Source organism: Ruegeria sp. ABD4_443 (genome assembly GCF_056160865.1).
The window spans coordinates 111057-133212 of sequence record NZ_JBSWYA010000002.1 but is presented as its reverse complement, the minus strand read 5'-3'; the positions used below and the strand labels follow the sequence as shown (position 1 = coordinate 133212).

Annotated in this window: 16 protein-coding genes; 6 read left to right on the top strand and 10 right to left on the bottom strand. The window is 60.9% G+C overall.

From position 1 onward, the window contains the following. Positions 1–5: 5 nt before the first annotated feature. The 3 genes from dctP to ACXAG8_RS04695 are packed head-to-tail and all read left to right on the top strand — an operon-like array spanning position 6 to position 3117. A complete protein-coding gene (dctP, locus tag ACXAG8_RS04705; protein ID WP_475222585.1) occupies positions 6–1022 on the top strand; it encodes a TRAP transporter substrate-binding protein DctP in 1017 nt (338 codons plus the stop codon). 58 nt (positions 1023–1080) lie between these two features. After that, positions 1081–1710: a TRAP transporter small permease subunit gene (locus ACXAG8_RS04700; RefSeq protein ID WP_475222584.1), complete on the top strand. Its 630-nt coding sequence runs from the start codon at positions 1081–1083 to the stop codon at positions 1708–1710. Positions 1711–1713: 3 nt separating this feature from the next. Beyond that, complete coding sequence (locus ACXAG8_RS04695; RefSeq protein ID WP_475222583.1) at positions 1714–3117, top strand: TRAP transporter large permease; 1404 nt, start codon at positions 1714–1716, stop codon at positions 3115–3117. 32 nt (positions 3118–3149) lie between these two features. Here the strand turns inward: ACXAG8_RS04695 and ACXAG8_RS04690 are convergent, their stop codons facing one another. Beyond that, the gene (locus tag ACXAG8_RS04690; RefSeq protein WP_475222581.1) at positions 3150–4190 is read right to left on the bottom strand and encodes an ornithine cyclodeaminase; all 1041 of its coding nucleotides are present in this window, start codon (positions 4188–4190) and stop codon (positions 3150–3152) included. 2 nt (positions 4191–4192) lie between these two features. Then, positions 4193–5113 (bottom strand): arginase, encoded by a 921-nt coding sequence (gene rocF / locus ACXAG8_RS04685; protein ID WP_475222580.1) that lies wholly within the window; start codon positions 5111–5113, stop codon positions 4193–4195. An 87-nt stretch (positions 5114–5200) separates the two neighbouring features. Between rocF and ACXAG8_RS04680 the strand changes: the two genes are divergently transcribed. Continuing rightward, positions 5201–5629, top strand: a complete 429-nt coding sequence (locus ACXAG8_RS04680) for an Lrp/AsnC family transcriptional regulator (protein WP_475222579.1) — start codon at positions 5201–5203, stop codon at positions 5627–5629. Between the two features lie 146 nt (positions 5630–5775). Next, a complete protein-coding gene (gene mprF / locus ACXAG8_RS04675; RefSeq protein ID WP_475222578.1) occupies positions 5776–8385 on the top strand; it encodes a bifunctional lysylphosphatidylglycerol flippase/synthetase MprF in 2610 nt (869 codons plus the stop codon). A 3-nt stretch (positions 8386–8388) separates the two neighbouring features. Here mprF and ACXAG8_RS04670 read toward each other — a convergent pair whose 3' ends face one another. From ACXAG8_RS04670 to ACXAG8_RS04655, 4 genes are all read right to left on the bottom strand, one after another. Beyond that, a complete protein-coding gene (locus ACXAG8_RS04670; protein WP_475222577.1) occupies positions 8389–9975 on the bottom strand; it encodes an efflux transporter outer membrane subunit in 1587 nt (528 codons plus the stop codon). Between the two features lie 11 nt (positions 9976–9986). After that, positions 9987–11132 (bottom strand): HlyD family secretion protein, encoded by a 1146-nt coding sequence (locus ACXAG8_RS04665; protein ID WP_475222576.1) that lies wholly within the window; start codon positions 11130–11132, stop codon positions 9987–9989. A gap of 21 nt (positions 11133–11153) precedes the next feature. Continuing rightward, on the bottom strand, positions 11154–11516 hold the full coding sequence (locus ACXAG8_RS04660; protein ID WP_475222575.1) for a DUF3302 domain-containing protein: 363 nt from the start codon (positions 11514–11516) through the stop codon (positions 11154–11156). A 272-nt stretch (positions 11517–11788) separates the two neighbouring features. Next, positions 11789–12550 (bottom strand): DeoR/GlpR family DNA-binding transcription regulator, encoded by a 762-nt coding sequence (locus tag ACXAG8_RS04655; RefSeq protein WP_475222574.1) that lies wholly within the window; start codon positions 12548–12550, stop codon positions 11789–11791. Between the two features lie 241 nt (positions 12551–12791). On the opposite strand from ACXAG8_RS04655, the gene glpD reads away from it, so the two are divergent. After that, entirely contained in the window at positions 12792–14387 is a 1596-nt protein-coding gene (gene glpD, locus ACXAG8_RS04650) for a glycerol-3-phosphate dehydrogenase (protein WP_475222573.1), read from the top strand. A gap of 55 nt (positions 14388–14442) precedes the next feature. On the opposite strand, the gene ACXAG8_RS04645 is transcribed toward glpD, so the two are convergent. The 4 genes from ACXAG8_RS04645 to ACXAG8_RS04630 form a co-directional block, all read right to left on the bottom strand. Next, positions 14443–17580, bottom strand: a complete 3138-nt coding sequence (locus ACXAG8_RS04645; protein ID WP_475222571.1) for an efflux RND transporter permease subunit — start codon at positions 17578–17580, stop codon at positions 14443–14445. A 3-nt stretch (positions 17581–17583) separates the two neighbouring features. Next, positions 17584–18669, bottom strand: coding sequence for an efflux RND transporter periplasmic adaptor subunit (locus ACXAG8_RS04640; protein ID WP_475222570.1), 1086 nt, complete (start codon positions 18667–18669; stop codon positions 17584–17586). Positions 18670–19040: 371 nt separating this feature from the next. Next, positions 19041–20759: a methionine--tRNA ligase gene (gene metG, locus ACXAG8_RS04635; RefSeq protein WP_475222568.1), complete on the bottom strand. Its 1719-nt coding sequence runs from the start codon at positions 20757–20759 to the stop codon at positions 19041–19043. A gap of 117 nt (positions 20760–20876) precedes the next feature. Further along, positions 20877–22100: an MFS transporter gene (locus tag ACXAG8_RS04630; RefSeq protein WP_475222567.1), complete on the bottom strand. Its 1224-nt coding sequence runs from the start codon at positions 22098–22100 to the stop codon at positions 20877–20879. Positions 22101–22156: the final 56 nt, after the last annotated feature.

Below are 22156 nucleotides of genomic sequence, written 5' to 3'. Positions count from 1 at the left end.
TCATAATGAACAAGATGTTGAACGGTGCGGCTATCGCCGCCCTAACCACCGTCTTTGTGACCGAAGCAGCCGCAACCGAATGGAACGCCTCGGTCTGGGGCAAGCGCCGCGCCTTTACAGAACATGTCGAAAAGCTGGCTGAACTGGTCAGTGAAAAGACCGATGGCGCGTTCACGATCAATGTCAGCTATGGCGGCTTGTCCAAGCCCAAGGAAAACCTGGACGGGATCGAGATCGGCGCGTTTGAGATGGCCCAGTTCTGTGCCGGGTATCACCGTGACAAGAACCGCGCGATCACCGTGTTGGAGCTGCCGTTCCTGGGGGTGAATACGCTGGATGAAGAGGTCGCCGTAAGCCATGCGGTCTATGGCCACCCCGCCGTCATGGACGAGATGGCCCAGTGGAACGCGCGTATTCTGATGACGTCGCCGATGCCTCAGTACAACCTGGTCGGCACTGGCGAGCCGCGCGACGCGCTGGCCGATTTCGACGGAATGCGTGTCCGCGCCACCGGCGGGCTTGGGCAAGCCTTCGAAGCGGTTGGCGGGGTTCCGACATCGGTGCCCGCGACCGAGGCCTATAACGCCATGGAATCCGGCGTTGTCGATACCGTCGCCTTCGCCCAGCACGCGCATTTGTCCTTTGGAACCATCAACGAAGCGGAATGGTGGACCGCCAACCTGAACCCCGGCACAGTGAACTGCCCGGTGGTGGTCAATATCGAGGCCTATGAGGCGCTCTCGCCCGAGCATCGCGAAGCGCTGGACAGCTCGGTCGATGAAGCCATTGACCACTACCTGGCCAATTACGGTGCGCTGCTTGAAAAATGGGACGGCGTGCTGGCCGAGAAGGGCGTTCAGAAAGTCATGATTGATGACGCCGTGATCGAAGAGTTCAAGGCCCAGGCGGCAGATCCCATTCGCGACAAGTGGATTGCCGATATGTCGGCGCAGGGAATTCCGGCGCAGGACCTGTATGACCTGGTTCAGGCGACGCTGAAACAACAGCGCGGCGGAAACTGAGTAACGCTCCCGGACGCCAGGGCGGCGTCCGGGGCATTATCGGGCAGGGGGCAACCGAATGGCGGGACAAGCCACGGTACTGGAGGACCAGAGCCTCCTCAGTCGGCTGGACCGGCGTCTTGTTGGACTTGAACAGGCGATGGCGCTGCTGAGCGGGCTGGCCGTGTTCGGGCTGATGATCCTGGCCGTGGTTTCGGTCAGTGGCCGGAACGCGATCAACGCGCCGCTTCCGGGCTATGTGGACTGGATCGAACAGGCCATGCCCCTGATTGCCTTTCTGGGGGTGTCCTATGTTCAGCGCGGCGGCGGGCATATTCGCATGGATATCGTCATTTCACGGCTGCACGGGCGGGCGCTTTGGCTGTTCGAATTCACCTCGACCATGCTGATCCTGTTTCTGATGTTGGCCCTTGTCTGGGGCAGCTGGTCACATTTCGACCGTTCCTTCGATTTCAGCGCACCTTTGTGGAGCCGGGACAGCTCGATCGATATCGGGATTCCGATCTGGCCGGCCAAGTTGCTGGCGCCAATCGCCTTTTCGGTTCTCAGCCTGCGGCTGATCCTGCAGGCCTGGGGGTTCGGGCGCGCCTTTTTGCTGGGTTTGGATGCTCCGGTGGCGGTGCCGCTGATACAGGATGCCGCCGCGCAGGCCGCCGCAGAGGCCGAGCAATACGAAGGGCAGGACTAGCGCATGGACACGATCGAAATCGGCCTTTGGGTCACGGGTGGCCTTCTGGTGCTGGTGGTTGCTGGGATGCGCGTGGCCTTTGCCGCAGGTCTGGCGGGGCTGGTCGGGCTGATCTGGATTTTCTGGGCCAAGTTCGGATACGATCCGGGCCGGTTCGGCAAGGCGGTGACGGTGGCGGTCAAGACCGCGGGGCAGGTGCCCCATTCCAAGGTTGCATCACATACGCTCAGCCTGATCCCGACCTTTATCCTGATCGGATACCTTGCCTATTACGCGGGCCTGACGCGGGCATTGTTCGAGGCCGCCAAGCGATGGGTTGCCTGGGTGCCGGGTGGCCTTGCGGTTTCGACGGTGTTTGCAACGGCGGGGTTCGCGGCGGTGTCCGGCGCGTCGGTGGCCACCTCGGCCGTGTTTGCCCGCATTGCCATCCCCGAGATGCTGGCCGTGGGATACAACAAACGCTTCGCTGCAGGGGTCGTGGCCGCAGGGGGCACGCTGGCGTCGCTTATCCCGCCCTCCGCGATCCTTGTGATCTATGCCATCATCGTCGAACAGGACGTGGGCAAGCTGCTGTTGGCCGGGTTCATCCCCGGCGCCTTTTCCGCGGTGATCTACGGGTTGCTGATCGTTGGGATCGCGGTGGTTTTCAAGAATGTCGGGCCAAGGGTCACGGGGTTCACCTGGAAACAGCGGTTCGCCTCGCTGCCGGGTGCGCTGCCGATCTTTGCAGTGATCCTGATCATCATTTGCTTTGTCTACAATCCCTTTGGCGATGACGCCTGGGGGACGCCGACCGAAGGCGGTGCCATCGGCGCGTTCATCGTTTTCTGCTTTGCATTGGTCCACGGGATGCGCTGGGCCGAGTTCCGTTCGGCCCTGATTGAAACGGCCAAACTGACGGCGATGATCTTTGCAATCATCTGGGGCGTCCTGATCTATGTCCGCTTTCTGGGCTTCGCTGACCTGCCGGGCGCCTTTTCGGACTGGATCACCGGGTTGGAAACCTCGCCCATGGTGATCCTGATCTGCATCCTTCTGGCCTATGCTGTGTTGGGTATGTTTATGGACGCCATCGGAATGTTGCTGTTGACGCTGCCGGTGGTCTATCCGGCGGTCATGGCCCTGAACGGGGGCGAGGCGGTGAGCGCCGCAGAAAGCACCTTTGGCATGAGCGGGCCGATGTGCGCGATCTGGTTCGGAATACTGGTGGTGAAGATGGCAGAGTTCTGCCTGATTACCCCGCCTATCGGCCTCAACTGCTTTGTCGTTGCAGGTGTTCGCCCGGACCTGAGCGTGCAGGATGTCTTTCGCGGGGTTGCGCCATTCTTCGTCGCTGATGCGGCAACGATTGCACTGTTGGTGGCGTTTCCGGGTATCGTACTTTATCTCCCGTCGCTTGCAGGCTAGGGACAGCCGCCCCCCGACAAGGGGCGGCGGTGTTAGTTGGCGCGCATCAACATGCCATAGAGGTCACGCGGGTCGTCCGGGTCTGCCAGCATGTCCAAGGTCTCAAAGAAATCAGTACCTTCTATGGCGTTCTTTATGTATCTAAGCGCCGAAAAGTCTTCGATCGCAAAGCCGACGCTGTCAAACAGGGTGATTTGCTTTTCGTCACGGCGCCCACGGGCCTGACCGGTCATGACCTGCCAGATCTCGGTCACCGGATGGTCCGGTTCCAATGCCTGAATCTCGCCTTCGATACGGGTCTGGTCGGGATATTCGACAAAGATGTCCGAACGCAGCAGGATGTCGCGATGCAACTCGGTCTTGCCGGGGCAATCCCCGCCGATGGCGTTGATATGAACGCCGGGCCCGACCATGTTGTCGGTCAGGATCGTGGCGTATTTCTTGTCTGCGGTGCAGGTGGTGATGATCTGGGCACCCTCAATCGCGTCCTGGGGGCTGGGGCAGGCAATGACGTTCAGCCCTTTGCCTTGCAGGTTGGCGGCGCATTTCGCCGTGGCCTTCGCGTCGGTGTCATACAGGCGGACCGTGTCGATGCCGCACATGGCCTTGAACGCTAGGCACTGAAACTCGGACTGTGCGCCATTGCCGATCATCGCCATGACGCGAGCGGGTTTCGGCGCCAGATAGCTGCCAACAAGGGCCGAGGTCGCCGCCGTTCGCAAAGCCGTCAGCAGGGTCATCTCGGTCAAAAGCGTCGGATAGCCGGTATAGACATCCGCCAGCAGGCCAAATGCCGTGACGGTTTGCAGCCCCTCTGATGTGTTCTTGGGGTGCCCGTTGACATATTTGAACCCATAGGCTTCGCCATCTGACGTGGGCATCAATTCAATCACACCATGCGGGGAATGGGCCGGTATCCTTGGGGTCTTGTCAAAGCTTTCCCAGCGTTTGAAATCGGCCTCGATCTGGGCTGCGATCTGCAGAATGACCTGCTCGATACCGATATGATGCACAAGGCGCATCATGTTATCGACCGATACAAAGGGCACAAGCGCCTTGTCAGAAGGTTTCATCGTCAAAAGCTCCGGGTTGGGCGGTCAAAGATGCGGCGCCCCAAAAGCGACGCGGCCAGATCCACCATCAGTTTCGCAGTACGGCCGCGCTCGTCCAGGAATGGGTTCAGCTCAACAAGGTCAAGCGAACAGACCAGCCCGCTTTCGTGCAGCAACTCCATTGCCAGATGCGCCTCGCGTTCGGTGGCCCCGCCGGGGACCGTCGTGCCGACGGCCGGTGCGACCGAAGGGTCAAGAAAGTCGACATCCAGCGAAACATGCAACACCCCGTTGGCTGCGCGCACCCGGTTCAAGAACGCCATCAGCGGGGTCTTGATGCCATGTTCGTCAATGCTGCGCATATCGGCCAGTAAGGCGTGGTCTTTTTCCAGTGTTGCGCGTTCCTCGGGGTCGACCGAGCGCAGCCCGATCATGCCGACCCGGTCTGTGGGCACCGGAAAGGGCAGGGGCGGAAACGCATCAAACCCGTCCTGACCGGTGAAATAGGCGACAGGGGTTCCATGCAGGTTGCCGCTGCCACTGCTGTCTGGCGTGTGAAAGTCGCTATGCGCATCCAGCCACAAGACGAATAGCGGGCGGCCAAGCTGATGGGCATGGGCCGCCATGCCCGTCACTGTTCCCATCGACAGCGCGTGATCGCCGCCCATGAAAATGGGCAGGCTGCGCCCTGCCGCCTGCTGGGCCGCGCGGTGCAGGGCCATTGTCCACCCGACACAGTCCGGCAGTGCGAACAGGTGTGGATGTGGCGGCGTGTCCACCGCATCGGGACGGATGTCGCCGCTGTCCAGGACGACATGGCCAAGGTCGCGCAGGGCCTGTTCCAGCCCCGCCACGCGATAGGCATCGGGCCCCATTCGGCAGCCCTGCCGCCGCTTACCGGCGTCCATCGGGGCACCGATCAGAATTACAGTCTTGGTTTCCATATGTCCATTTAGCGAAACAACATGGCTTGTCGGAAGCCATCAAAATGTTCAAAATGGTATTCATTACTTTCAAAATGGGAAAACGCTATGGACGAACTGGACAATCGCCTGCTTAGCGCATTGCACCGGGACGCCCGCGCGTCGCTGTCTGAACTGGCGCAACAGCTTGGTGTTACCCGCACGACGGTGCGAAGCCGGATGCAGCGTCTAAAGCAATCGGGCGAGATCGTGGGCTTTACCGTCCTGACCCGCCGCAACGTGGCGCAAAGCCCGGTCCGCGGCCTGATGATGCTTGAGATCGAGGGGCGCGGAACCGAACGGATCATGGCCCGAATTGCTGCCATGCGACAGGTTCGGGCGGTTCATTCGACCAACGGGGGCTGGGACCTGATCGCCGAAATCGGGGCGGATACGCTTGCGGAACTGGACGAGGTTCTGTTCCTGATCCGGCGCATGGAAGGCGTCACCCGGTCCGAGACCAACCTGCTGCTTTCAACGCGCAAGGGTCGATACTAGACCCGCGCGCAAACCACGGGGGCGCGGTTCTTTGAGCTTGGGTAAAAATGTGCCAGTCTTCGGCAACATGCCAGCAGGGCCTGCAATCGGACGATGAAACAGGTCAACCGGTCACGGATTGGCGATTAGGGGCAGGGACGGTACCGATGACAATGCAAGATCCGGGCGAACAGACGCGGGCACAGAATTTGACGGCGCGCGTCGCGGGCTTGCTGGAAAAGCCGGTGGTGCGTCTTGCCATCCCGATCCTGATCACGCTGATTGCATTGACGGTTCTGCATGACCTGTCCGCGCATGTGAAATGGTCCGACGTCAAGGCGGATATCTCCGGCACGTCGTGGAAACTGATGTTCTTTGCCCTGTGCTGGACCGCGTTCAGTTTTGTTTCGCTGTCCTTGTATGACGTCTTTGCCGTTCAAAGCGTGGCCGGCGGAAAGGTCCCGCTGCCGGTGGCCGGGATGGCCGGGGCAAGCGGGTATGCCGTGTCCAACTGTCTTGGCTTTTCCTATATCACGGGAACGGCAATCCGGTACCGGATCTACGCCTCGCTTGGGTTGGACCTGGCCCGCGTGGCCGGTGTGATCGCGACGTCCTGGGTTGCATTCTGGATGGGGCTGATCCTGGTCCTTGGGATACTGCTTGCGCTGCACCCTGATGGGATTTCGCGGGTTGTCCCGATCTCGGGCGCGGCGGAAACCGCGATTGGGGTTGGTCTGTTGGTGGCGCTGGCGGGGCTGTTTGCCTGGCTGTCTACAGGCGGGCGGCGCCTGTCCGTTGCCGGTATGGGGTTTGACCTGCCCGGCGGGCGGCTTGCCGGTCTGTTGACACTGGCGGCGGTGGGCGATTTGTTCGGGGCCTCGATGGCGCTTTACGTGCTGATGCCCAACGACCTGGGCGTAGGGTTTCCGTATTTCTTTACCATCTACATTGCCGCCATTGCCGTCGGCATCCTGAGCCATGCACCCGGTGGGATCGGCGTGTTCGAGGCGACGCTGATCGCCGGGTTGGGCGCGTCGGGGCGGTCGGACGTCATCGCGGCGCTGTTGCTTTACCGTCTGGTCTACACCTTCTTGCCCTTTGCCGTGGCAAGCCTGTCCATCGCCGTTGCCTGGGCCTTGACCCGGCGGCGGCAGATCGGCGGTGCAGCCACCTGGGTCTATCGCGTCATCCGCCCCATCGTTCCGATGGTTGCAGCGGGCATCGCGGCACTGGCCGGGGTGATCCTGCTTGTCTCGGGCACATTGCCCGCCAGCAGCACGGCGCTGGGCGTTCTGCAAAAGGTCCTGCCGCTGTCCTTTGTCGAGGCATCGCATCTGTTGGGCAGCGCTGTCGGCGTCTTGCTGATCCTGGTGTCGCGCGGATTGTTTCGCAAACTCTACCGTGCATGGGTTGTTGCCATGTTGCTGATGCTTGTGGGGTTCATTGCCTCCCTGACCCGCGGGCTGGACACGCACGAGGCGCTGTCCATGCTGGCAACAATTGCTTTGCTGGGTCTGTTTCGCGGCGCGTTCTACCGCGTCAGCGGCGCGTCGATCTTTCGTCTGAATATCCCATGGCTTGTCAGCGTCATCGCCTTGCTGGCGGTGATTTTCTGGATCGGGCTGTTCGCCTATTCGCATGTGGAATATGACAATGCGCTGTGGTGGCAGTTCGCATGGAATGGGGATGCGTCGCGCTTTTTGCGCTCCAGCCTGGTGGTGGCTGTCATTGTAGGCATCGTCGCCGTCACATCGTTGTTTGGCCGCGACGTTCCGCAGGTGACACGCACCCAGATCCCGCCGGTGGTCGAACGCCTTGTCATGGAAAGCGAAGATACCGAGTCGCAGATATCGCTGACGGGGGACAAGCAGTTCCTGATCGCGCCGGATGACAGCGCCTTTGTTGCCTATGCCGACACGGGGGTTGCGCTGATTTCCAAGGGCGAACCCGTGGGCGATGAAAAAGCCGGTGAGCAGTTGATCTGGCAATTGCGGGAAATGGCCGACCGCGAGGGCAAGCTGTGCGCCTTTTACAGCGTTTCGACCCGCTATCTGCCGACCTTTCTGGATATGGGGCTGTCGATCCTGAAAATCGGCGAGGTTGCCCGCGTGTCGCTGACCGGGTTTTCGCTGGATGGAAAGTCTCGAAAACGCTTCCGCCAGGCCAAGAACCGGGCTGAGCGGGACGGCTATGCCTTCGAGATCATCCCCAAGGAAGACCTGGCGCCGGTCTTGCCCGAACTGCGCGGGATATCCGACAAGTGGTTGTCTGGAAAAGCGGGGGCAGAGAAGGGATTTGCCCTTGGTGGCTTTGACGATGAATACCTGTCCTATTTCGATCACGCGGTTCTCAGGGATGGTGCAACAGGTCGGATCATGGCCTTTGCCAACCTGTTCCAGGGCGGCAATAAATCCGAATTGTCGCTGGACCTGATGCGTTATGACCCCGAAAGCCCCAGTTTCGTTATGGACGCCCTGTTTGCCGAGATGATGGTTTGGGGCGCAGATCAGGGGTTCCGGTGGTTTTCCCTGGGCGCGGCGCCGTTTTCAGGGATCGAAAACCGGCAATTGGCGTCGCTGTGGAACCGCATTGGCGGTTTCGTCTACGAACATGGAGAACAGTTCTATCATTTCGAAGGACTTCGGTCCTTCAAGCAGAAATTCGACCCGGAATGGAGCCCGAACTATCTTGCAAGCCCGGGTGGGCTGGCCGCGCCGCGCATTCTTTACGAGGTCAATATCCTGATCTCGGGCGGATTGCGGGGCCTGACCAAATAGGCGTCAGTTCAGGCTTGCGCGTGTTGGCGATTTCTCAAGCAGGTCGCCCCAATCGGTGCGATAAGCCATTTCCGCCAAAACGGTTTGCGGCAGAAATTCCTGATTTTGGCGGATCTGCCAACCGCCGCCCAGCCCTTTGTAGACGGCCACCAGATTGCTTGAGACCTGCTGACGGGCTTCGATCAGGTTGGCCTGCGACCGCAGCAACGCGGTTTGGGTGTTCAGGATGCGGGAATAGCTGGCAATCCCGTCGCGATATTGACTGACCGCGATTTCCGCCGCCTTGCGCGACGCCGTGACGCTGTTTTGGTAAAACCCGACCTGTTTGCGGGCCTGCGCATAGGCGACCATCGCGCTTTCGACCTCGGAATAGGCGGTCAAAACGGTGTTCTGGTAGTTTGCGATCAGCGCCTGATAGGCCGCATCCTGCGCGCGGACATTGTTCTTGATCCGCCCATAATTCAGGACATTCCAGACGACCCCGGCATTGGCCAGCCCGGTTGTGCTGTTGGAACTGAACAGGTCGCGCCCGCCCGATGCCTGCAACCCGACCGAGCCGGACAGGATGAATTGCGGGTAGAGGTCCGCCATGGCAATGCCCACCTGGGCCGATTGCGTGGCGGCGGCCAGCTCGGCCGCGCGCACGTCGGGGCGGCGGCGCAGCAGCTCGGCCGGAACCCCCACCGCGACATTGGCACGGGCCGATGGGATGCGACCGGAACTGCCCAGCAGGCTGGTCATGCGCGACGGCGGTGCCCCAAGCAACACGGCCAACGCGTTCTTGGCTTGTTGCAGGTCGCTTTCCAGGGTCGGTACCAATGCCTGCGTATTGTTCAGAAACGCGGTGGATTCCTGGACGTCCAACTCGGTCGTGACGCCATTGTTGAACCGCAATTCCGTCAGGTCGGTCGACGCTTGCTGCAGCTGGATGTTTTCGCGTGCAACCGCCAGCGATTCCTGCAAGGCGCGGATGTTGATGTACAGGGCCGCAACGTCACCGGTAAGCGTCACCAGCGCGTCGTCATAATTTGCCACCTGCAGCGCCAGGTTGGACCTTGCCGCTTGTACGCCGCGTCGCTGCGCGCCCCAGACATCCAGTTCCCATTGTGCGTCAAAACCGACTTGCGAGGTCGAAAACTCGGTGTCCAGAGGGATGATCCGGTTGATATCCGCAATCGGCCCCAGGTTGTCGCTGATTTGCCGCCGCTGCAATGACCCGCCCACAGCCTGTGACTGCGGATACAGTTCGCCAAAGGCGATCCCCAGCTGTGCCCGCGCTTGCAGGACACGCGCGCCGGCCACCTGCAGCGACAGGTTCTGGGCATAGGCCTCGGCCACCAACTTGTTCAGGGTGGGGTCGTTGAAGGTCTCCCACCATTTTACGACCGGTGCGCTGCGCGATGTCAGGCCGCTGCCCTGGCTGACGCTGGGGCTGTTCACCTCGATCCATTGTTTGACGACCGGGGAATTGGGGCGTACGAAATCCGGCCCGACGGGGGCGCAGGCGACCATGAACGCCAGGCACAGCGCGCCGCCCAGTCCTGCCCGGAAGTGGCGCTTTTTCGGTCTGGCTGCTGTGGCCCCTGTCATGGTGCGCGTCCTCAGATATCAAGTGGCCGGATGAAATTGGCGAAAGAGTAGAGGCGGATGTTGATGCGCCTCAGGAACTCGAAACTCTTGCCCTGGCCCGTATAGATTGCCACGGCCGCATGGCCCCCGGCGGGAAAAGTGTGCCCCTCGGGGACATCGACCGATATTTGCACCGCAATCCGACCGGGCAGCTTTGGCAGTTCAAAACCCGGCAGGCGGCCTGACGGCAGGTATTGCCCCTGGCGGGTGGCCCACCAAATCGCCTCGACCTTGCCGGTCAGGATTTCACCGGGATAGAGGTCCAGCGCCACTTCGACCGGTTGTCCGGGTTCAACGAATTTCAGGTTCTGCTGCCGATATGTGGCCAGGATATAGGGGTTGTCCTCGGTCACGAAACTGGCGATTGCCCCAAGGCGGACATCCCCGACGACCAGCCCGGGACGCGCCTGTTGCGAGACGATCATGCCGTTTTCGGGGGCATAGATCGTCGTGTTTTCAAGGAAATACTCGGCCTCGGCCAACTGGGCCTGGGCTTGCAGGATACCGGTATTCACACCGTCGATCTGCGAGGCCACGGCCAGGTTGGCCTTTTCCAGATTGGCTTCGGCCTCTTTGACCTGTGCCTCGTCCTCGGTGACCTGCTCGTTCCAGCGGTCCAATTCGTCCTGGCGCGCGCCGCCGGCTGGAACCAGGTTTTCGTACCTTTGCTGCTGGGTCAGCGCATAGGCCAGTTGCGCATTGGCGCGCTCGATCGCCTCGGTCGCGGCCACGACGTCCTGTTCAAGTATTTTGGCATTTTGCTCTGCCGCCACAAGCTGGGCCTTGGCGTTGTCCACCGCCAGCGAAAAGACCGTATCGTCAAAGCGGTACAGCGGATCGCCCTTGGTGATCTGGGTATTGGGTTCGACCAGAACTTCGGTAAGTATGGTCGGCTGGGTCAGCTTGGGCACGATCTGGATCGTTGATCGCACCACGTGACTGTCGACCGAGAAGGGTTGAAAAAACCGTAGCGCAACCAGAAAGATCAGCAAAAGATGGGCGCCGACCCAAAAGGAAACGATCCCCCAGACGATATTGAACTTCAGCCATTGGGCCTTGAAGAAAATGAACCATACGAAAATGATGTAGAACAGCGTGATGCCGACGGCGACGAACATGTTGATCGGTTTCCTTTGGCTTCAGCTTTTCTGATTTTCATCGGTATCCAGGCTGTCCTGGTATTCGGGCTTGACCGTGCCGCCCAGACGCTTGATTTCCTTGCGGATTGCCTCGCGTTCGTCATCGGGCATGCGCCGCATGTCGACCGTGACGCCATCATGGAATGCCCAGATAAAGGCGTGGACCCAGGGCACAATTGCCAGAAACCCCATCCAACCCATGATCTTGACCGCTTCGGCATGGGGATGGTTGCGCTTGATGGCGATCCGGCCCGGCAGTCCCATCAGAAACAGGAACAGGCCCATCACGGCGGCCAGCAGCAGGATAAGCGCCACGAAAGTCAGGTAGTCGTAATAGCCAAGCGGCTGCCCCAAAAGTCCCATTTTCTTGCCTCCTGCCGGATGGTTGTCCCATCCTCAGTTGTTGGTGCCCGGTTCGTCAATGAGTTTATGGCGTGTTGGCGCATCCGCGCAGACGGACGGACCGCATTCAGCGCCGCAAACCCCGTCACGGCTGTGTGCAATGCGATAAAAGCGCCATCATGGCTCGGTCCTCCCCTCCCGTGCGACGATTGCGGAATGACCTGATATTGTCAGGCCCGAAACTGAGTGGCAAGAACAGCCTTCGGTTGAAGGCCTATCGGTGCGATCCCCGGTCAGTCACACAGCGTTACGGTCGTTTTCCATTGCCGGCAGTGCGCCTGCAGATCGCTGGTCAGCGGCAGATCGGTATAGAACGTATCGATCTCGGACAAGGACGCGATGCGCGCCGGGGCGGTGCGCGCGAATTTGGACTGGTCCGCGACCAGGCAGGTCTTGCGCGATTGCGCGATGATGGTCTGGCTGACGTGGACTTCCTGAAAGTCGAAATCCAGCAAATCGCCCTGTTGGTCCAGCGCCGAGCACCCGATGATCGCATGGTCGAATTTGAACTGTTCGATCGTTGAGACCGTCAATTGCCCGATCAGGCCGCCATCGGACCGGCGCAGGACACCCCCGGCCACGACGATCCGGCAATCGGGGTTGGCGACCAGGATATTGGCAACGTTCATGTTGTTCGTCACGACCATCAGGTTCTTGTGCCCGATCAGCTGGCGCGCGACGGCCTCGGTCGAGGTGCCGATATTCATAAAGACCGAAGCGCCATCGGGGATATCGGCGGCGCATCGCTTGGCAATGCGTTCCTTGGCATCTTCGTGCAGACCGCGCCGGTCCTCGTACCCGATATTCGAGACCCCGGACCGCAGCACCGCGCCACCGTGGACGCGGTCCAGTTTTCCGGCTTCGGCCAGTTCCGACAGGTCGCGGCGAATGGTCTGAACGGTGACGCCGAAGGTCTCGGCAAGGTCCTCGACTGCCACGCGCCCCCTGGCCTTGGCGATTTCAAGAATATCCGACTGGCGAAAGGACAAGGACACGAGGGGCTCCGATATGCGACAGGGCGTAGGTTCGTTTTTGTTCGAATTTGGCCGTAAGGCAAGCCCGGTTGGCATTTTTACGGGGAAAGCTGTGATAATTCTGCGCGGAAACAGCCGCGATGGCCGCATGATACGCGCCCCGCGCGGCGCGTAAAGCGAAGATAAACGAAAAACGAGCTTGACGAAACGAAGGTCTGCACAGTTAATGCCCGCGACTTTCCAATCAGGGAATCGTTAAGGAATGGGCGCTCTGGATATGCAGACCACCGATCTTTTCATCATTGGCGGCGGGATCAACGGATGCGGCATAGCCCGCGATGCGGCCGGTCGGGGGCTGTCGGTGACATTGGCCGAGATGAACGACCTGGCCTCGGCCACGTCTTCGGCGTCGACCAAGCTGTTTCACGGCGGCTTGCGGTATCTTGAGTACTTCGAACTGCGGCTGGTGCGCGAGGCGCTGATCGAACGCGAAACGCTTTTGCGGGCCATGCCGCATATCAGTTGGCCGATGCGGTTTGTCTTGCCGTATCACCCCGACATGCGGTTTGACTCGGAAACGCCGACCTCGCGGCTGCTGGGCCTTGTGATGCCGTGGATGCGCGGACGGCGCCCGGCCTGGCTGATCCGGCTGGGGTTGTTCCTGTATGACAACCTGGGGGGGCGGCAAATCCTGCCCGGTACCTCGTCGTTGGACCTGCGGACAGCTCCGGAAGGGCGGCCGCTGAAGGCAAAATACGAAACCGCCTATGAATATTCCGATTGCTGGGTCGAAGACTCGCGCCTGGTGGTTCTCAACGCCCGCGACGCCAAGGCGCGCGGCGCCGAAATCCTGGTGGGAACCCAGGTCGTGGCCGCAGACCGCAAGGACGGTCTGTGGCATGTCACGATCCGGGACGGCCAGAGCGGTGAAACGCGAACGATTGCCGCGCGCATGCTGATCAACGCAGGCGGTCCCTGGGTTGGCGAGATCATTCAGTCCAGGATCAACATCCAGTCCCGCGAAGGCGTCAGGCTGGTTCGCGGCAGCCACATCGTAACCCGCAGATTGTTTGACCATGACAAATGCTATTTCTTTCAGGGCGAGGATGGGCGGATCATTTTCGCAATCCCTTATGAACGCGATTTCACCCTGATCGGAACCACCGATCAGGACCATGGCGACCCGTCGGAACGCCCTGTCTGCACCGAGGCCGAGCAGGATTATCTGTGTCGCTTTGCGTCGCGGTACTTTGAAACGGCCATCACCCGCGCGGATATCGTCTGGACCTATTCGGGGGTGCGGCCTCTGTATGATGACGGGGCGCAAAGCGCCACGGCGGCAACCCGGGATTATACGTTGAAGGTCGACGACAGTGGCGGCGCGCCCGTGCTGAACGTGTTTGGCGGCAAGATCACGACCTATCGCCGGCTTGCGGAAAGCGCGATGGACAAGGTCGCGCAGTATTTCCCCGATCTTCCGGGGCCGTGGACCGCAGGCGTGGCCCTGCCGGGGGGCGATTTTCCGGTTGATGGGGTCGAAGACCTGGTCGCGGCGCTGATGTCAGAGTTCGCATTCCTTGGTCGCGATTGGGCCCTGCGGCTGGTGCGCGCCTATGGCACCGAGGCGCGGTTGATGCTGGGGGATGCCCAGGACACCGCCGACCTGGGCGAGGCCTTTGGCGCAACACTTACTGCGCGTGAGGTCGCATGGCTGATGGACAAAGAATTTGCCCGCACGGCCGAAGACGTGATCTGGCGGCGCAACAAGCTGGGCCTGCGTCTTGATCCGGCTCAGGTCGCCAGGCTGGGCGACTGGATGGCCGCCCGATCCGAACCTGAAGACACGGCGAAAAGCTGAACAAAAAACGCCCCGCAGGATATGCGGGGCGTTTTTCTTTTCGGGGGCTGAAGCGTCAGCCGGGGCTTTGTGTCGGCTCGGTATCCTTGCGGCCGCCCTTCAGCCATTCGCGCAGCCCCTGCATCACCGCATAAAGAACCGGAACAAGGATGACACCGAACAAGGTTGCCGCCAGCATGCCGCCGAAAACGGCGACGCCAATGGCCTTTTGGCTGGCCGCACCGGCGCCGTTGGCGGCAAGCAGCGGGACAACACCCAGAAGAAAGGACAGGGCCGTCATCATCACGGCGCGGAACCGCTGATAGGCGGCCTCGGAGGCGGCGTCCTTGATCGACCGGCCATGCGCCCGTTGCTCCATGGCGAATTCCACAATGAGGATCCCGTTTTTCGAAGCCAGCCCGACCAACATGATCATCCCGATCTGGGTATAAAGGTTGATGTCGCTGCCAGTGATTGCAACGGCGGCCACGGCCCCGAACAGGGCCACGATCACCGACAGCAGGATCGACACGGGCATCGACCAGCTTTCATACTGACCCACCAGGAACAGGTACCCGAACAAAACGGCCAACCCCAGAATGATGACGACCAGACCGCCGGATGCCAGCTGTTGCTGGGCCGTGCCGGTCCATTCAAACGCATATCCCGGGGGCAGGGCGGTGGCCGATTCCTCGGTCATGACGGTAATGGCGTCGCCGGTGGACAGGCCCTCGGCCGGTACGGCCGTAACAGTTGCCGACCGGAACAGGTTGTGCCGTTTCAAAAGCACCGGCCCCAGGACATTTTCGACATCGATCAGCGTCCCAAGCGGAACCATCTCGCCCGTGGTCGAGCGGACATACAGGTTCGCGATATCATCGACATTGTCGCGATAGGAGCCCTCGGCCTGGATCATCACGCGATAGACCCGACCAAACAGGTTGAAGTCATTGACGTAATACGACCCCAGTTGCGCCTGCATGGTCTGGAAAACCTCGGCGACCGAGACTTGCAGGGTCTTGGCTTTCTCGCGGTCCAGATCGACGAACAACTGCGGGACATTGGCGCGGAAGGTCGTATAGGCCTGTCCGATTTCAGGTCGTTGATTGGCCGCGTAAACAAAGGACCCAACAGCCGAGGCCAGATCCTGGGGCGAGCCGCCGCCGGTTTGCTGGACCTCCATCTCGACCCCGGCAGACATACCAAGCCCCTGGATCGGGGGCGGGTTGAAGGCCACGATCGAGGCCGCAGATTCGCCGTTGGCGATGGCCAGGACCTTTTGCAGGATTGCATCGGCGCTCAGGTCCTCTTCTTGCCGCTCATCCCAGTTGAGAAGGTTCACAAACACCGTTGCGCCATTGGTGGTCGTGCCGTTGAGAATGGAATAGCCGTTCACAAGAACCGTGTTGGCCACGCCCGGTATCTGGCGGATTTGTTCGTCGACCCGCTCGGTTACCGTTTCGGTTCGTTCCAGGGTCGCGGCATCCGGCAACTGAATATCAACGAACAGGTACCCGTTGTCTTCCAGCGGCAAGAACCCCTTGGACGTGCCGGACATGATGGTTCCGCCGCCCATGGCAAAGGCGGCGATAATACCAAGCGACACGACGGGCAGGATCAGCAGTTTGCGCACGATCGACACATAGCCGGCGCGGACCGAGCCGATAAGGCCCTCGAACAGGGCCAGAATGCCCTTGGGCGGACCAGAGCGGGCCTTAAGGACCAAGCCGCACAGGGCCGGAGACAGCGTCAGCGCGTTGATCGACGAAATGACCACCGCGGTCGAAATGGTGACCGCGAACTGCGAATACAATCGCCCCGAAATGCCGGGCATGAAGGTCACCGGCACAAAGACCGCAAGCAGGACCAGCGTGGTTGCAATGACCGGGCCGGTGATCTGGCCCATGGCCTTGCGCGTGGCCTCGGCCGGTGGCAGGCCCTCGTCGGCGATAATCCGTTCCACGTTCTCGACAACAACGATGGCGTCGTCCACGACGATCCCGATGGCCAGGACCAGCGCAAACAGCGAGATGGTGTTCAGCGACATGCCAAAGGCCAGCAGGAATGCAAACGTACCGATCAGCGAGACCGGGATCGCCACCGCCGGAATGATCGTGGCCCGCCAACTGCCCAGAAAGATGAACACGACCGAGATCACCAGAATGAAGGTCAGAACCAGCGTCGAGACCACGTCATTCAAAGATTGTTCGACAAAATCCGTGGTGTTGAAGGGGACAGCGTATTCGACATCCGTGGGAAAGGACCGGGACAGGCGTTCCAGTTCCGCCTGAACACGTTCCGACACCGCAAGAGCGTTTGCGCCGGGTGCCTGATAGATGCCCAGGACGGTTGCGGGTACGGCCTGGAAATAGCCCGATGCAGAATAGAATTCGGCGCCAAGTTCAACCTTGGCGATGTCTTTCACGCGGACGATGGCACCCGCGTCGCCGGTTCGTATGACAATGTTGCCAAACTCTTCTGCGGATGTCAGGCGGCCCTTGGTTTTGATCGTGTATTGGAATGTCTGCCCCTTCGGGACAGGCGGCGACCCGATCGAGCCTGCCGAAACCTCGATATTCTGTTCCTGAATGGCACCGATGACGTCAGACGGCGCAATCGACAGCGCGGCCATCTTGTCGGGGTCCATCCAGATGCGCATCGCATATTCCAGATTGGTCAGCACGTCCGCCTTGCCGACCCCCTGAACGCGCGCCAGCGCGTCTTTGAGGTTGATCGACGCGTAGTTGGACAGGAAAACGCTGTCATAGGTTCCGTTTGGCGAGGTCAACGTCACCAGCAGCAACATGTTGGTCGAGGCTTTCTGCGTCACCACCCCCGACGAGGTCACCTCGGACGGCAGCGACGACATGGCCTGAGCGACCCTGTTCTGAACGTTGACCGAGGCAATGTCGGGGTCGGTCCCGACCTCGAATGTCACGTTCAGGGAATAGGACCCGTTATCCGAAGATGTGGACGTCATGTAGATCATGTCGTCCACACCGTTGACCTGCGCCTCGATCGGGGCGGCAACGGTGTTTTCCACGGTTTCGGCATTGGCACCGGTATAGGTGGTCGTCACGCTGACCACGGGCGGCGTGATGTCGGGAAACTGCGCCACGGGCAATACAAGGTACCCGATGACGCCCATGATGGTCAGGACAAGCGAGATGACAAGCGCCAGCTTGGGCCGGCTTATGAACAAGGCTGAGAACATCGGTTATTCTCCTGGCTGTTCAGAAGCGACGACCGCGTCCACCGCGACGCCGGGGCGTACCCTTTGCAGACCCTCTACAATCACGCTTTCGCCTTCGCGCAGCCCGTCCAGAACGATGATCGCGGTCCCGACGGTATCGCCGGTTGTGATGTATCGCTGTTCGACCATTTGCTTGTCGTTGACGACCAGGACAAATTCACCGCGTTGATCGCGCTGCAGCGCCGCCTGCGGGATCAGGACCTGCAATGTGGGCTCCAGCGCTTCGATGTGGACGCTCAGGAAGGCACCGTCAATCAGCAGCCGTCCGGTATTGTCAAATTCGGCGCGCATGGTGATGGCGCCGGTCAGCGGGTCGATCCGGTTGTCGACGAAAACGATCTTGCCGGTCTCGTCCAGGTCGGTTCCGTTTGGCAGGGTAACCTTGACCACCGGGCTTTTGTTGCTTTCGGGCAAAGACGAGGGGTCTTCGCCAATTTGTTCGAGAACCGTGGTGAACTGTTTTTCATTGAGCGAAAAATTGACGTAGATCGGTGCCTCGCTGACAAGGTTCACAAGCGGCGGGTTCGACGGGCCGACAACGTCTCCGACACTGGTTTCGACCCGACCGATGCGCCCGGTGAACGGGGCATGTATCTTGGTATAGCTCAGGTCAAGTTCGGCCTGCTGGATCGCGGCATTCGCGGCTTTGACTTCGGCCTCGGCGACCAGTTCATTGGCCCGTGCGATGTCGCGTTCCGATTCAGGCGTGGCATCGCGCTTGTACAGCTCTTCCTTGCGGGCCAGATCGACCTTGGCCAGTTCCAGGTTTGCCTCGGCGCGATCCAGATCGGCCTTGCGGGCCTCCAACGTGGCCTCGTAAAGGTCCGGCTCGATGGTGAACAACAGGTCGCCTTCCTGGACCAGCGCGCCGTCCTCGACATTCTGGCTGTCCAGAAAACCGCTGACGCGGGCGATGATGTCGACCTTGTCGATGGCTTCGGCGCGGCCGATGAAAACCGCCTCATCCGTGATTTCCTGTGTATAAGCCGCCGCGATTGACACTTTGGGTGCTGGCGCGTCGGACTGGTCCTGAGCCGATGCAGGCTGCATTGCCCCAAGGCCGGTGGCAAGGACCGCTGACCACAGGAGTGTCGATACATGCGGTTTGCGACGGAAACAGGAAAGCTTGGATGCTGGGGACATGGCAATGCGCCTCGTTCAATCTTTGATGTGATGCCCAAGCGGCCTGTACCTCAGACCGAGTCGACGGAATTTACCGGCAGGATGGCCGGTTTGCGACAATTTCTCAAGCGTGCCGGACGCCGCAGCGCCAAATAGCTGCCCGGAAATTATCCATTCGGCAGGCAGGTTTGGACGCGCGCGCGGCTTCTGTGGTCCGGGCGGCACCCCGGACCTGTCGGTCTGTTGCAATGGAATTGGGTGCGCCGGGCTTCGCAGTCTGCGGGCCCTGCGCAACCGGATCAGTCGCGGGTGCCCGCGAACCGGGTTTGCCAGTCTTCACGCTGTTCGTCGGTGATTTTGGCGAACAGAACATCCGGGACGGCAAAGTCGTGCCCGGCGGGCAGGGCGCTGATTGCGTCTTGCACATCCTGCGGCCAGCTTGTGTCCAGCGTGTTCATCGCGCTGAGCATCCGCGCCGAGGTGGCGGGAATGAACGGCGCGCTGAGAACCGCGTAGAGGCGGATCAGGTTCAGCCCCATGCGCACCTGTGCCGCGGCCTGGTCGGGGTCTTCCTTGAAGGTCGACCAGGGTGCGGCCGCTTGCAGGTACTCGTTGCCTGCAACCCAGATTGCCCGCAGCTCTTGCGCCGATTTGCGGACTTCCATCGCTTCCATATGGCCTTCATAGGCGCGGATGCGGCGGGTCAGATCGTCGATCAGGGCCTTTTCCCGCTCACCAAAGGCGCCGCCCTGGGGTACCGCTTCGCCGAATTTCGAGCGGCAGAACTTGGTGATGCGGCTGACGAAATTGCCCAGTACATCAGCCAGATCCTTGTTCACCGATTGCTGGAAGTTTTCCCAGGTAAACTCGCTGTCGCTGCTTTCGGGCGCATGGCTCAGCAGCCACCAGCGCCAATAATCGGCGGGCAGAATCTCAAGCGCCTGATCCATGAATACGCCGCGCCCCTGGCTGGTCGAAAACTGGCCGCCGTCATAGTTCAGGTAGTTGAAGGATTTCAGGTGGTCGACCATCTTCCACGGCTCGCCTGATCCCAGAATGGTGGCCGGGAAGGAAAGCGTGTGGAAGGGGACGTTGTCCTTGCCCATGAACTGAACATAGCGCACGTCATCGGCACCCTTGTCGGTGCGCCACCAGCGCTCCCATTCCGCATCGGGTTGGCCTGTGGCATCCGCCCATTCCTTTGCGCAGGCGATGTATTCGATCGGCGCATCGAACCAGACGTAAAAGACCTTACCTTCCATCCCCGGCCAGTCCTGATCGCCCTTCTTGACCGGAACGCCCCAGTCCAGATCGCGGGTAATGCCGCGATCCTGAAGGCCGTCGCCGTCATGCAGCCATTTCTTGGCGATGGATGTCGTCAGGATCGGCCAGTCTGTCTTGCTGTCGATCCAGGCATCCAGTTGATCCTTCATCGCCGACTGGCGCAGGTAAAGGTGCTTGGTCTCGCGCACCTCAAGGTCAGTGGAGCCACTGATCGCGCTGCGCGGTTCGATCAGGTCCGTCGGGTCCAATTGCTTGGTGCAGTTCTCGCACTGATCGCCACGCGCGCGGTCATAGCCGCAATTGGGGCAGGTGCCCTCGATATAGCGATCCGGCAGGAACCGGCCATCCGCGTTGGAATAGACCTGCTTTTCGCTGACCTCTCGGATCAGCCCCGCCTCATCCAACTTGCCCGCGAAATGCTGTGTCAGCGCCTTGTTCTGGTCGCTGGACGAGCGGCCAAAATGATCAAAGCTCAGGCCAAAACGATTGGCAATGTCGGCCTGAACGCCATGCATCTCGGCGCAGTATTCCGCGACGGGCTTGCCCGCCTTGGCCGCGGCCAGCTCGGCCGGGGTGCCGTGTTCGTCCGTGGCGCACAGGAACATGACCTCATTCCCCCGGCCGCGCTGGTAACGCGCATAAAGGTCGGCTGGCAATTGCGAGCCGATCAGGTTGCCGAGGTGCTTGATCCCGTTAATATAGGGGATCGCCGATGTGATGAGAATCCGAGCCATTTTCCGTATCCGCCTGTCAGTCTTGAGGCCCGTCTAACGCATGTAACCGGCCAGCAAAACCCCGGGTTTTCCGGTTGCGGGAATTTGGGCGCGGCCTATCGGTGTGAAACGGCAGGCCTAGCGTTCTTCGCGTGACCTTTTCAACAGCCGCCCGATGGTGAACGAGGTTCGGGGCGCATAGACGTAATTGGTACGCTCTTGCGGGGTTGGGCGGGATTGCATCCGTGCCAGCCCGAACACAATCAGCGCCGCATGCCCCGCAGCGACAAAGGCGAACAGGGCGCCGGGTCCGAAATTCTGGATCAGGGTCGATGTGACATAAGGCGACGCGATGGCGCCAAGTGCGTACCAAAACATCAGGGCGGCCGAAAGCTCGACCCGTTGTTCGGTGGTGGCAAAGTCGTTGGCATGCGCCGACGAAACCGAAAAGATCGGAAAGGTGGTCAATCCGAACAGGACCGCCGCCAGCATCACGCCAACGGTGCCGGTGCCACTGGCGGCCATTGTGACGCCGCAGCTCAGCACTGCCGCGCCGGAAAGCCAGATCAACACCCAGCGCCGGTCGTATTTGTCGGCCAGCCAGCCCAGCGGATATTGTGCCAGTGCGCCGCCCAATACGAACGAGGCCAGGAAAAAGGCGATCTGGTCTACGTCCAGCCCGACTTCTTGCCCGTAGACCGGACCGACCATCCTGAATGATGCCGAGCTGAGCGCCGCGACGATCACACCTGCCACGGCCAGTGGCGAGCAGCGCCACGCCAGCCCCGGGCGCAGGCGCGGGGCGTCGGGCGTCTGGGGCTGGCTGGCGCGTGACAGGGTCAGCGGCAAAAGCGACGCGCAGCACAGGATCGCCAGCAGGTTGTAGGACACGTACGAGGCGGGCGGCAGGATCGCGATGATCAGCTGCGCACAAAGTGACGCGCCCATATCCGCAATCCTGTAGGTGCCCATGGCACGGCCGCGGGTCTCGTTCGTGACCTTGGCGTTCAGCCAGGCCTCGATCACGGTATAGCACCCCGCGACGCATGTGCCCGACGCAACCCTTAGCGCCGCCCAGGCATAGGGGTTTTCGGTCAGCGTATGACCCAGCAACCCCATGGCCCCGAGCGCGGTGCAAACGGCGAAAGCGCGCGAATGGCCGACATTGCCCATCAGGCGCGGTGCCCACCAGCAGCCGACGAAGAATCCGATGAAATGGGCCGAGCCCAGCAGACCGATCTGCTCGGTGGTGAAGGAAAGCGTCAGCCCCGAAATGGCATCCAGCGGCCCGACGCCGCCGGTGGACAGCTGCAAAAGAATGACCGACAGGAAAAGGGCGGCAAAGGAAATGATCGTGCGCATGGTTCACTCAATTTGACAGCGCCTTGGCGCGGTGCCTGTATCTATTCGACGCGTCC